The organism is Arthrobacter sp. IK3, from assembly GCF_051337705.1.
In the GTDB taxonomy this organism is placed as follows: domain Bacteria; phylum Actinomycetota; class Actinomycetes; order Actinomycetales; family Micrococcaceae; genus Arthrobacter_B; species Arthrobacter_B koreensis.
The window spans coordinates 1-12,194 of record NZ_JBPPSW010000004.1; the positions used below are offsets into that span (position 1 = coordinate 1).

Sequence of the window (12,194 nt, forward strand, 5' to 3'; positions counted from 1 at the left end):
ACCGGTCACTCTTTGGGCCGGAACATCTGGCGTGGCCGGGGTTTCCCAGTCCCTGTGGCTCTTGGCCCTTCCCGGGACCACACCAGGCATCACCAGCCACGAGGGCTGGGAACCACCGCAGTGCGGAGTCCCAGGAGCCTCACCGGCCACGACGACTGGGAACCACCGCCGGAACATGACCCCAGGAGCCCCACCGGTCACGAAGGGTGGGAACCACCGCCCCCGCAGAAACCTAGGCCCCACCTGTCACGACGGGTGGGAAAACAAGTGGAGCCAGGCTGTTGTTGGACGAGGGTGCGTTGCACTCACGCTCAGCCTTCGTGCATCCTGGCCGGGGCGCCACCGAATATCGGCCCGCAGCATCGCCGCAGCTTAAAGAAACACCGCAACCCCGGTCGGACCAAACCCCGGCCGGACCAGACCCCGGCCGGCGCGGCCAAAACCCCCAGCACACCACCAAACCCCCGGCCCCCGCCTGACCCACACCCCATCCCCGACCGACCACCCCATCCCCGCCCCCCATCCGCGCCCCCCATCCGCGACCGGCCCCCACAACCCGTGGTCAAAGCACCGCAAAAAACAGGGTAAGATAGTAGAGCATCACCGCCGCAGAGGGATCCGGAAACGGAAAGCGAAGCGGCGCGTGACCCAGGTTTTCCCGCGAAAGCGAGGACAAAGGGTTACGGCGGTCATTGCGTGGGGGAAACGCCCGGTCCCATTCCGAACCCGGAAGCTAAGGCCCACAGCGCCGATGGTACTGCACTCGGGAGGGTGTGGGAGAGTAGGTCACCGCCGGACATACCGTAAGGAAAAGGATCCGTACAAAGTCGTACGGGTCCTTTTCTGTTTCTCCCCTGCCTGTACGCAGGACCAGGCCTACCCCGCCCCGGACAAGGGGAACAGACTGGGTAAATGACGGAGAACAGCAGCTCCTTCAAGCGTGGGCTCGACTCCGGGCCGGACACCGAACGCACCATGTTCTTCAGCGACGCCGTATTCGCCATCGCCATGACGCTCCTGGCCGTGGACATCAAGGCCCCGGACGTTCCACCGGACCAACTGGGCCATGCCATCCTGGAGCAGCGCCCCGAATTCTTCGCCTACGCCCTCTCTTTCGCGGTCGCCGGCGCCTACTGGCTGAGCCACCACCGGTTGTTCCGCCTCCTCAAAGGATTCACCGGCGGCCTGCAGCGGCTGAACCTGCTGCTCCTGTTCTTTGTGGCACTGCTGGCCTATGCCACGGACATGCTGGCGCTGCACGATGACACGAGCCTCGGCGTCGTTATTTATGCCGCAGCGCTTGGGCTGATCGGGTCGGTCAACACGCTGATGTGGTCCTACTGCCGCAGGCACGGGCTGTTCCGGGACGACGTGAACCCGGGCCTGCTCCAATACGCCCGCGTCCGTGCACCGATCACCCCCGCCGTCTTCATCCTCTCGATTCCCATCGCGTTCGTGAGTCCCTCTGCGGCGGAGTACTCCTGGTTGTCCATCCTGGTGATCAACCTGGGTCTCCGGCTGGTTGGGAGCCGACGGCGCAATGCGGCCGGCGGGGCATGACACCGCCGATTCGGTAATTGCTTCAATGTCCGGTAGTCTTATATCTGCTCTTGACGAGCAAAGCCTGGAGGATTCGCCTAGCGGCCTATGGCGCACGCCTGGAACGCGTGTTGGGTTAACGCCCTCGGGGGTTCAAATCCCCCATCCTCCGCCAGATGAGAAATCATCACCAGAAACGCCCCGGTCCAAGACCGGGGCGTTTCTGTTTGTCCGGGTAGATCCGCTGCTAGGGCCGCAAGGCGAAGCGGGTCGCCACGGACACCGCGCCCATGCCGAGCAGCGCCGCCCCGCCCGCCAACGCCAGGTACACCAGCGGCTGGATCGTGGGCAGCGGCTCTCCGGAAACGTTCAGGGCGATTCCCATCAGCGGCGGCAGGGCCAGGACAGTCCCAACGACGACGGCGGCAGCCACCATCAGCGCGGATTCCGCGCCGGTCATGCGCCGCAGCTGCGCGTCGGTCGCGCCGAGCCTGCGCAGCAGCATCAGCTCCGGGCGACGCCGCGCCGTGGACATGATTAGCGAGTTGCCCACGGACACGGCCAGATAGCCCAGCAGGATCAGCATCGCCAGCACGTTCGCCCACGATTCCGCACCGCGTTCCGCAGCTCCCGCCGCTCCGAGTTCAGCACGGTCCAGGAGGGACAGGCCCAGGGCTTCGACCGCAGTTTGCAGGCTGCCGGCGTCGGCTTCCGGAGCTGCCAGCAGCAACTGCGTGTTGAGCCCGGTGGTGGTGTGCGGGAGCAGTGCGGCGTTGTCCATGGTCACGTCGCCGAAGCCGAGCCCGCGTTCGTACGTCGCGACGACGACGGCGTCCGCCGCAGCTCCGTCGCCGAAGTGGAACCCGAACGAGTCCCCGGGGGCCAGACCGTTTTCCCGCGCCAGATCGGTGCTAACCGCCACCGTTCCGGGTTCCGAGAGCCGGTGCAGTGATCCCTCGCGAACGCCCAGGTCCAGCACGTTGTCCAGGTTCTCGGGCGCGATACCCTGCACGCCGACGGGCTGCACGCCGTCGTCCAGGCCCAGGAAACGCGTCTGGAGCAGGAGCGCAGACTGGGCCATCGGCGTCGCGCTTTCCACACCGGGCAGTTCGGCGACCGCGTCCGCCAGCTCGGGGGAGATGCCCGCGGGCGCGCTGACCGCGTATCCGGCCACGATGCCGTCGCGGGCCTGGTGCTGTGCTTCGGATTCAACTGTCGCCGGCAGGAAGAACTGCACGGACCCAAGGGCCAGGGCCAGGGCAAGCGGCACGATTCCGGCCGCGAGCCGGCGCGGAAACGCCTCCGCTCCTGCTCCGGCCAGGACCAGGGGAGCTGATCTGCTGTGCCGCAGCAGCGGGGACGCCAGCCTCAGGGCTCCGGCCACAATGCAGGGTCCCAGCACGCCCGCACCGATCACCAGCAGCAGAATGCTCGACGCCGCTGCGGTCAGGCCCGCGCTTCCGGGGACGGCGGCGGGCAGCAGGGCTGCCAGCAGACCGAAACCGAGCAGGGAAAGCCCGGTGAGAACGCGTCCGCGGCTCAGACGGCCGGACTCGGTGACCGCTTCACGCAGCGCGGTGACCGGTGCTGCCCGGACCGTGCCGCGGGCGGAGACCAGGGACGCGCCGACGGCGGCCGCAACGCTGACCAGGACGGCACCCACTACGGGAAGCGGGCTGTAGGAGAGCTCGAAGCCTTCCGGAATCACTCCCGCACCCGTGAACTGCCGGCCGAGGAACCCCGCCAGCCAGAATCCGGGAACCGCTCCCATCACAGCCGCGGCCGTGGAGACCAGGAGGACTTCGCGCACCACCAGGCCCAGGGTCTGGTCCGTCCCGGCGCCGATGGCCCGCAGCATGGCGAACTCGCGCCGCCGGGAAAAGATGGAAAGGGACAGCGTTCCGGCAGTCACGAACACCGCCGTCATGACCGCCACACCGGCCAGTGAACTGCTGAGCAGCAGCAGCATGGACCGGGCGCCGGCTCCGCCCAGGTTCTCTACGTCTCCGCGCGCGTTCCCCGTGTAGGTGACGACGCCGGAAACTGCCGCCTCGATGTCCGCGGCCACCTGCTTCGGGTTGGCTGCGGGCTCGGTGAAGACCCCCACGGCCGCAACCGCGTCCCCGTGCGGCCACAGTGCCGCTGCACCGGCCGTGCTGAGGAAGGCTGCCGGAGCAGTATGTCCTGCCGGCGGGGCCACGATGCCGGTAACGGTGTACTCGGTGCGGACGCCTCCGTGGCTGAGGGTTATGCGGCTTCTCGGTTCCGCGCCGAAGGACGGGTCAACCGCCACCTCACGGGAAGCCTGCGGAGCCTCTCCAGCGGTCAGGGTGTACGGTGCGAGGGCAGCGGAGTCCCAGGCAGCGGCAAGGACAGGCTGGCCGTCTGCTGTTGCCAGAGGAATCTCCACGGTCCCGACGGCGGTCCGAACGCCGGGCACGGCCTCGATGTCTTGGACCGTTTCACCGGCCAGCAGGACGCGTTCGGGAAAGACTGCCGGAAGGTCTTCGGGAACCGGAATCGACTGCGGCGCTCCCACCACGACGTCGGCCGCCTGCAGGCGCTGCACTGCGGTGCCACCGCGCAGCCCGGATTCGATGAGCACGCCCATGGCGGTGATGAGCGCAGCAGCGAGGAAGACGGCGATGAAGACACCGGCGAACCCTCCGCGGTGGTGACGGATGGATGCTTTGGCAAGGGCGAACATGTCAGTTCCTTCCGAGGTAGGCGAGGCGGTCGCTGACGTCCCGGGCGGAGGCGCCGTCCATGCTGCCGTCAATGCGTCCGTCGGCGAGGAACACCACGGTGTCCGCGTAGCTGGCTGCCACCGGGTCATGGGTCACCATCACCACGGTCTGGTTGAGGGAGGAGACGGTGTGCCGCAGCAGTTCCAGGACCTGACGGGCCGTGCCTGAATCCAGCGCGCCGGTCGGTTCATCGGCGAAGACCACGTCCGGGCGGGTGATCAGTGCCCGGGCAATCGCGGCCCGCTGCTGCTGTCCGCCGGAGAGTTCCTGCGGTTTCCGCCCGCCCAGCCCATCCAGCCCGACGGCGTCGAGCAGGTAGGCCAGCCAGGCACGGTCTGTTCCGCGGCCGGCCAGCAGCAGCGGCAGCGTCACGTTGTCCGTCACGGTGAGCTGCGGCAGCAGGTTGTAGGACTGGAAAACGAAGCCCACATGGTCCCGGCGGAACCGGGTGAGCGCCTTGCCCCGCATGCGGGATATCTCCGTGCCGCCCAGCAGCACGCAGCCGGCGTCCGGGGAGTCCAGCCCGGCTGCGGACTGCAGCAGGGTGCTCTTGCCGGACCCGGAGGGGCCCATCACCGCGGTGAAGGTGCCTGCCGGAACCGCCAGCGAGATGTCGCGGAGGGCCGCGACAGTGGTGCTTTCCGAGCGGTAGCTTTTCGAGACGCCGGTCAGCTCGAGGGCTGCCGGACGGGTGGACTGGGATGAGCTGGTGTGCATGGCGGCTGTCCTTTGAACGGTGGCTGGATAACTGGTTTCGACGCTACGCAGCGCAGGAATCCGTTCCGATACAGCCAGCAGCCCGGTTCATGGTGTAGCTGGCTATACCGACAGGGCCGGAGCGCTCCGGCATAATCGAGCAGATGAGATGGCCAACCCAAGCCGGCCTGCGGGCCCGCGCCGCAGACGCGGTGTTCCTGCTGCGTGAGGCCGTGTACTGGTTTGCGTCACTGGGAACCCTGATGGTCGCCCTGGTGCTGCTGCCGTTCCTCTCCCTGGGCCTGCTGGGCATTGGGCTGTATCTGCTGCCCGGGGTCCTGCGGATCCTGGACCTGCTGGCGGCCCGGGCACAGGAACGCGCCGCCGGATTTGCCGGCGCCGTGATCCCCTTCAACCGCCGGCGCCTGGGCGGACGGTATTCCTTCGGGGAACTCGCCACGCTGGCGACGGCGCCGGAAACCAAGCGGGATGTGTCCTGGCTGCTGTTCCACGCCGCGTTCGCGCTGCTGGCCGGAGCGCTGGCGATTGCCCTGCCCGCCGGGGCGCTGCTGAACCTGCTGGTTTCACCGTTTTGGATGCTCTTCCCGGCGGATGCCCCGCTGGAAATGACCATTGCCATCACCAGCTGGCCGGCGGCGTTCCTGGGCATGCTGATCGGTGCCGTCTACGGCGTGCTGGCCTGGCTGCTGCTGCCGTGGATGGCGCGCCGGATGAGTGAGGGAACACTCGCCATCCTCTCGCCGCGGCGCTACGAAGAACTCTCCCGCCGGATCCAGGACCTCTCTGCGGCCCGGGCCAGCGCGCTCGCCGCCCACGCCGCAGAGCTCCGCCGGATTGAGCGGGAACTGCACGACGGCGCGCAGAACCGGCTGGTGGGTGTGGTCATGATGCTGGGGCTGGCGCAGCGGGCCGCGGAAACGGATCCAGCCGCCGCCGTGCCATTCCTGGCCCGGGCACAGGACGCCGCTTCGGAGGCGCTCGCCGGACTGCGCGCTGCGGTGCACGACATCTATCCGCCCGTATTGGATGAGCTGGGCCTTGGCGGGGCGGCTTCGGCGCTAACGAGCCGGTCTCCCATCCCGTGCAGCCTGGACGTAGAGGGCCTGCTGCGGGTGCCTGCCGCGGTGGAGTCCGCAGCGTATTTTGTCCTCGCCGAGGCGCTGACCAACGCCGCCAAGCATTCCGGTGCCTCACGGATCGAGGTGGTGCTGCGCACCGAGTCGACGTCGAGGGAGGACGTGCTGGTGGTGGAAGTTACCGACGACGGCCGCGGCGGAGCTGCCGTTCCACCTCCGGATTCGGCGGCGGCCGCGGTTTCCGCTGTGGCCCGGACCAGCGTGCGGGGTGCCGGTGCCGGTGCTCCGGGCGCGGGAGCCGGTGCCCCGGGCGCTCCGGATGCCGGTGCCGGAACAGCGGATGCCGCCGTCGGCGTGGGGACGGTGGACGCCGGGTCGGGCACCGGACTGGCCGGAATCGCGCGGCGAGCAGCCGCGTTCGGGGGCAGGCTGGTGCTCAGCAGCCCTGAGGGAGGACCAACGAAAGTGAGAGTGGAACTGCCGTGCGCGTTCTGATAGCCGAAGATGATGCCCTGCTGCGCGCCGGTCTGGAGCTGCTGCTGAAGGGGGAAGGATTCGAGGTTGCAGGGTCCTGGGACAACGCAGAAGATCTGCTGGCAGTGTTCGAGCCAGGCACCGCCGACGCCGCGGTGCTGGATGTCCGGATGCCTCCCACGTTTACCAACGAGGGGCTGAAAGCTGCGCTGGAGCTGAGGTCCAGGGTGCCGGATTTCCCCGTGCTGGTCCTCTCCGCCTATGTGGAGGACAGGTATGCCTCCAGGCTGCTTGGTTCCGGCGCCCAGGGTGTGGGGTACCTGCTCAAGGAGCGGGTGGGGAAGGTGGGGGATTTTGTCGACGCGCTGCGCCGGGTTGCCGGCGGCGGCACGGTGATGGACCCGGAAGTTATTGCCCAGCTGTTCAGCCGGCGTTCGAACCAGGACCCCATCCGCTCCCTGACACCCCGGGAGTTCGAGGTGCTGGGACTGGTTGCGGAAGGTCTGGGCAACACCGCCATTGCGCAGGCTATCTCGGTCTCGGAGACCGCGGTGAGCAAGCACATTGGCAACATTTTCGCGAAACTGGGACTGGCGCCGTCGGACACCGGGCACCGCCGGGTCCTGGCCACGCTGGCGTACCTGCGCTCCTGATTCCAGCCACCCCCGATCCCCATCCATCCCACCATCGAGAGGCCAGTTACGGCTCGTTTCGGCCCGCAAAAGAGCCGTAACTGCCCTCTCGGCGGATGGAGGGATCGGGGGGCGGGGATGGGGCTGGGGAAACGGGAGGGGGGTTAGTGCGCGGCGTCCTCGAGGCCGCACCATTCGGCGATGAACAGCGCAATCGACTTGGTAATGCGGCGGACGGATTCGATGTCCACCCTCTCGTCATAGCCGTGGATGGCCTCGGAGACCGGCCCGTAGACCAGCGTTGGCGTGTTGCCGTAGAGCGTGAAGACCCGGCCGTCCAGGTAGCCCGGGGTGGTGAAGGACTGCAGGTCGCTGCCGAACACGTTCCGGTGCGCATCCGCGAGGACGTTCTCGGCGTCGCTGCCTTCCTCCAGGACGTACCCCTCGGAGAAGAATCCCGTCCGCACCGCCGTGGCGCGGATGCCGTTGCCCTGCCCGTCTGTCTCGATGCCGTCGAGGAGGCCGGTGATCTGCTGCCAGACGCTCTCCGCGGACGTGCCGGGGTACAGGGCAACCCGAAGGTCTACGTGGCACCAGGCCGGAACGCTGGAGGGCCAGTCCCCGCCGCGGATTCCGCCCATGTTGAGGTTGATCGGGTGGGGGAGGTCCTCGAAGTAGCGGTGCGATCCGCGCTGGGCGTTCCACTCGGCTTCCAGGGACCGGAGGCGCTCCACCACGTGATAGGCGGCGTCGATGGCGTTGAAGCCGGTCTGCATCTCGCGGGGGTGCGTGGGTTCACCGGCCACCTCCAGCCGGAACCAGATGACGCCGACGTTGGCGCGGACGAGCATGTCCTCTTCCGGTTCCGGGATGATGACGGCGTCGGCCGTGTAGCCGCGCAGCAGGGCCGCGAGGGAACCGTTGCCGGTGCATTCCTCTTCCACCACGGACTGGAAATGGATCCGTCCGGCGGGTTCATAGCCGGCCGCCCGGACGGCGTCGAAAGCGAAGAGGTTCGCCGCGAGTCCGGCCTTCATGTCGCCGCTTCCACGCCCGTAAAGCCAGCCGTCCTTCACGTAGGAGTCCCACGGATCCGCTGTCCACTGGGACTTCGGCCCTTCCGGAACCACGTCCACATGCCCGTTGAGGATCAGGGACCGCCCCTTCTCAACGCCCGGCTGCCACGTGCCCACCACGTTGTCCACGCCGTCGTAGGAAACGGTGACGGCACCGGCGCCGGGGTGCGCGGAGAGCTCTTCGGTATCCAGTTCCCAGCGGTCCATCTCCAGGCCCCGCTGCTGCATGGCGTCAAAGAGAAGTTGCTGGGCGCCGCTCTCCTGTGTGCGCAGCGAGGGGTGGCGGACCAGTTCCTGCGTGAAGCTGAGCTGGCTGTCGAAGGCGGCGTCCACCGCCGCGATGATCCTGTCCCGGGCATCCTGGGGCAGTGCCGTGCCGGCCGGGGTTCCGTTCGCGGATGAGTCCATGTTGTTGCTCCGAATCGAATCATGCGGGTGTGCCACGTGTTAGGCACCTGTAGCCATCATTTCGCCAACTGCCCAGCCGACCACGGGAAATTGTGCCCCAAAATGGGGCCTAGACTGTGCTCATGCATACCGAGGGCAGTGCCGAACCGAGTCTTGTCATCCGCCGGGCAGCCGAAGGGTGCCTGGCCGGCCTGCCGGGCCTGGCGGATTCCTATGTGGAGGAACTCAGTTCACTCACCGGGTACTCCGAGTCCAACATCCCGCGTGAGGACCTGCACCGGACAGCCGCCACGGCCCTGAAGAACATGCTGGGAGTGCTTGCCGGGTCCGCGGACACCGGCGGACTGCAGGCGGTGAGCGAGAACATCGGCCGGCGCCGGGCCCGCCAGGGCGTTCCCCTGGATTCGCTGCTCCGGGCGGTCCGGCTTGACTTTCCGTTCCTGTGGCGGGCCATGCGCGTCCAGGTGCCCGCCGCCGCGCAGGCGGCCTTTGCCGAGGAAGTCGTCTCGGTCTGGGACACCATCGAGACCCATGTCAGCAACGTCCAGGCCGGGTACATTGCCGAACTGGCGGACATGAACCGGGAGCTCGAAATTGAGCAAACGTATGTGCTGCGCCGCCTGCTCGTTGCGGCAGTGGATGACCCCGGGCTGCACAGCCACGCCGCCGCACAGCTGGGGCTCCGGCTTACCGGCAAGTACCTGGTGGTCGCGGCGCGTCCCGGGTACGGGCACGAGTTTCGGAACGCGGTCCGTGCCATCGATCCCCGGACCCGGCTGCACAGCCTCGACGGCGGAGAGTTTGCCCTGCTCGACGACGCGGCCCTGACCACCGCCCACCGGAACCTCCTCGCGGCAGCACCGGTTGGCGTCGCGCCCTTTGCGGTGGGGATGGAGCAGCTCTCGGTGATGTGGAAACTGGCGACGCGACTGGCCAAGCTGGTTCCGGATGACGGCACCGCAGCCACCTTCGCGGGCCAGTGGCCAGCCCTTCCCGACGGCCAGTTCGCCGAGGAGCTCCGCATCGTGGCCGGCTCGCAGCTCGAGGGACTCTTCAGCCAGCCGGAGCAGGACGTCGAGTATCTGCTGCAGACCGCCTTCCACCTCATGTCCAGCGGCAGCATCTCCCGGACGGCGTCGGCGCTGTTTTGCCACCGCAATACGATCCTCAACCGGCTGCGCAGGTTCACCGCCCTGACGGGGCTCAACCCCACGCTGCCCGACGACGCCGGCCTCCTGAGGCTGCTGCTGGCAGCACACGGACGGCTCAGCTAACCGGGCCGGCTCAGCTAACCGGGCCGGCTCAGCTGACCGGGCCGGCTCAACTAACCGAGCCGGCTCAGCTAGCCGAGCCGCCTCAGCTGGCCCGGCGCCTCAGCTGACCGGCCGGAACAACCGCTCGGCCAGCAGCAGGGCGCGGCGTTCCAGCACGGCCGGATCATCGGGAACCAGTGCGGACGCGATTTCGTATTCGTAGCCGTCGAAGAAAGCCAGGAAGATGGCGGTGAGGTCGTCCACCGAACCGGGGCTAACGCCGAGTGAGCCGTCGTCCGCGCCGCGCTGTACGGCGGCGCGGATGTGCGCGTCCCACAGTTCGTAGACGCTGTCCAGGCGTTCGCGCAGCTCGGGATGGCGGCGGGCCAGGCTGGACATTTCCAGCCACAGCAGCCCGCGGCCGTGCAGGCTGGGCATCCCGCAGACGACGCCGATCATCGCGCGCAGCCGGTCCCACGGGCCCAGTGCACCATCGAGGGCGGCGAAGTGCTCCACCAGCTCGCCGCTGGCGTGCCCGAGGGCTTCACCCAGAAGCTGTTCGCGGGTCCCAAAGTAGTGCTGGATGATGCCGATGGACACCCCCGCAGCGTCACTGACGTCCCGCAGCCGGGTTGCCTCATAACCGCTCTTCGAGATGCATTCGAGGGCAGCCGTGAGGATCGCGCGCTTCTTCAGCTCTTTGCCGCGGGCCATTCCGTCTCCATCCCGGGCGGCTCGGGTGCAGCCGCCCTCCCCAACTTTACGGACCCGCGCCCGCTCCGGCCCGCAAGCGGCCTAGCTGTACATGACGTAGACCTTGGACAGCGCCTCGGTCACGTTCCAGGTGCCGGTCCAGCCCTGGGGGAAGACCGCCAGGTCTCCCGGGCCAACTTCCTGCGGCTCTTCGCCGTCGCGCTGGACGGTCATGCGGCCGCCGAGCACGTAGATGACCTCGCCGCCGTCGGCAAAGTCCCAGCGGGACAGGCCCGTTGCGGTTTCCCAGGTCCCTGCATGGATGTTCTCCTCATCCGTGGAGAACAGGTTGTAGGTCTTGGTTTCGATGTCCGCGCCCAGCGGATCGGCCAGTGGCAGCGCGAGCGGTTCCACGTCCTTCTCCGACTCTTCAACCTGCGCGATAGTGCGGACGATTGCCATGCGGGCTCCTTGAGTAGTCTGCTAAAACCAATATTTCGATATTGGTTTTCTCAAGGTACTGATCCGTTGCACCGCCGCCAACTTCATTACGCACTGCCCACCCTTGACGCAGCACGGGCACGGGATAACGATTTACGGACCAAGGGGACCTGCCAGCCTGCCGGGAGCACCGGCGTCGCGCGTTCCCACCCGGTTCCCGAACACCCGTCCGGGAGCCCAGCCCGAAATCGAGACGCCGGCGCCGGGTTCACGGTGCGGAAGGTTGCCCGTGGAAGCCAGCCAGCCCGTCTACGAAGGCAAGGTAGCCCTGGTCACCGGCGCGTCCCGCGGCATAGGCCGGCGGGTCGCCGAGCGCCTCGCGGCGCAGGGCGCGCAGGTGGTGGTCGGCTACCGGAAGAACGCTGACCTGGCCAAGGAAACTGTTGCCGAACTGCAGCGGCTGGGCGGCGGCGGGCTGGCGGTGCAGGCGGACATTGAGAACCCCGAGGACATTGTCCGGCTGTTCGACGCCGCCGCGGCCGGGTACGGGCGCCTAGACTTCTTCGTGAACAACGCCGCCGCGGCCGCCTTCAAGAAGGTGGTTGACCTCAAGACCCACCACCTGGACCGTGCCTACGCCGTGAACGTGCGGCCCTTCGTGCTCGGCGCGCAGGAGGCGGTGAAACTGATGGACGACGGCGGCAGGATCGTTGCGCTGACCAGCTACGGCAGCGTGCGGGCCTTCCCCACCTACGCGGCGCTGGGATCCTACAAGGCCGCCGTCGAGTCCTTCGTGCGGTTCATGGCGGTGGAGTTCGCCGGCTACGGGATCAACGTGAACGCGGTGAACGGCGGGCTGATCGACTCCGATTCGCTCGAGTACTTCTACACCATGGACGGCATGGCGCCCATGGACAGCGTGGTCTCCCGGATCCCCAAGGGTAGGCCCGGAACCGTGGATGAAATGGCCGCCACCGTGGACTTCCTGCTCTCTCCAGGCGCGGAGTACATCACCGGGCAGTCCCTGGCCGTGGACGGCGGCCTGTCCGTGATCGCCCCGCCGTTCTTCAGCGACACCACCGAACCCGTTGCACTTCCCGAGCGCCCGCGGCGGCCGCAGGCGGAGAACTGAGGAAAG

At 67.9% G+C, this 12,194-nt stretch carries 10 protein-coding genes, 1 tRNA gene and 1 rRNA gene; 7 read left to right on the forward strand and 5 right to left on the reverse strand.

Going from position 1 to position 12,194, the window contains the following annotated elements; translation table 11 throughout:
* Positions 1-681 precede the first annotated feature (681 nt).
* From rrf to ACSLGO_RS06440, 3 genes are all read left to right on the forward strand, one after another.
* Positions 682-798, forward strand: a 5S ribosomal RNA gene (rrf, locus tag ACSLGO_RS06430).
* 114 nt (positions 799-912) lie between these two features.
* A complete protein-coding gene (locus ACSLGO_RS06435; protein WP_419243485.1) occupies positions 913-1,560 on the forward strand; it encodes a TMEM175 family protein in 648 nt (215 codons plus the stop codon).
* Positions 1,561-1,626: 66 nt separating this feature from the next.
* A tRNA-Ser gene (locus tag ACSLGO_RS06440) sits at positions 1,627-1,714 on the forward strand.
* A gap of 72 nt (positions 1,715-1,786) precedes the next feature.
* Here the strand turns inward: ACSLGO_RS06440 and ACSLGO_RS06445 are convergent.
* Both ACSLGO_RS06445 and ACSLGO_RS06450 read right to left on the reverse strand, forming a co-directional pair.
* Positions 1,787-4,246, reverse strand: coding sequence for an FtsX-like permease family protein (locus ACSLGO_RS06445; RefSeq protein ID WP_436400667.1), 2,460 nt, complete (start codon positions 4,244-4,246; stop codon positions 1,787-1,789).
* Position 4,247: 1 nt separating this feature from the next.
* The gene (locus tag ACSLGO_RS06450) at positions 4,248-5,003 is read right to left on the reverse strand and encodes an ABC transporter ATP-binding protein (protein WP_325787411.1); all 756 of its coding nucleotides are present in this window, start codon (positions 5,001-5,003) and stop codon (positions 4,248-4,250) included.
* Between the two features lie 143 nt (positions 5,004-5,146).
* Between ACSLGO_RS06450 and ACSLGO_RS06455 the strand changes: the two genes are divergently transcribed.
* Positions 5,147-6,574, forward strand: a complete 1,428-nt coding sequence (locus ACSLGO_RS06455) for a histidine kinase (RefSeq protein ID WP_436400668.1) — start codon at positions 5,147-5,149, stop codon at positions 6,572-6,574.
* Positions 6,562-7,206: a response regulator gene (locus ACSLGO_RS06460; RefSeq protein WP_386887653.1), complete on the forward strand. Its 645-nt coding sequence runs from the start codon at positions 6,562-6,564 to the stop codon at positions 7,204-7,206. The genes ACSLGO_RS06455 and ACSLGO_RS06460 overlap by 13 nt, the downstream gene beginning before the upstream one ends.
* 143 nt (positions 7,207-7,349) lie before the next feature.
* Here ACSLGO_RS06460 and ACSLGO_RS06465 read toward each other — a convergent pair whose 3' ends face one another.
* The gene (locus ACSLGO_RS06465) at positions 7,350-8,669 is read right to left on the reverse strand and encodes an ArgE/DapE family deacylase (protein ID WP_436400831.1); all 1,320 of its coding nucleotides are present in this window, start codon (positions 8,667-8,669) and stop codon (positions 7,350-7,352) included.
* Positions 8,670-8,791: 122 nt separating this feature from the next.
* Between ACSLGO_RS06465 and ACSLGO_RS06470 the strand changes: the two genes are divergently transcribed.
* The gene (locus tag ACSLGO_RS06470) at positions 8,792-9,943 is read left to right on the forward strand and encodes a helix-turn-helix domain-containing protein (RefSeq protein ID WP_325787409.1); all 1,152 of its coding nucleotides are present in this window, start codon (positions 8,792-8,794) and stop codon (positions 9,941-9,943) included.
* A gap of 99 nt (positions 9,944-10,042) precedes the next feature.
* On the opposite strand, the gene ACSLGO_RS06475 is transcribed toward ACSLGO_RS06470, so the two are convergent.
* Together ACSLGO_RS06475 and ACSLGO_RS06480 are read right to left on the reverse strand one after the other, a co-directional pair.
* Complete coding sequence (locus ACSLGO_RS06475) at positions 10,043-10,636, reverse strand: TetR/AcrR family transcriptional regulator (RefSeq protein ID WP_436400669.1); 594 nt, start codon at positions 10,634-10,636, stop codon at positions 10,043-10,045.
* Between the two features lie 81 nt (positions 10,637-10,717).
* Positions 10,718-11,077 (reverse strand): cupin domain-containing protein, encoded by a 360-nt coding sequence (locus tag ACSLGO_RS06480; protein ID WP_091608604.1) that lies wholly within the window; start codon positions 11,075-11,077, stop codon positions 10,718-10,720.
* 268 nt (positions 11,078-11,345) lie between these two features.
* Here ACSLGO_RS06480 and ACSLGO_RS06485 point away from each other — a divergent pair, with 268 nt between their 5' ends.
* The gene (locus ACSLGO_RS06485) at positions 11,346-12,188 is read left to right on the forward strand and encodes an SDR family oxidoreductase (protein WP_277665358.1); all 843 of its coding nucleotides are present in this window, start codon (positions 11,346-11,348) and stop codon (positions 12,186-12,188) included.
* Positions 12,189-12,194 lie beyond the last annotated feature (6 nt).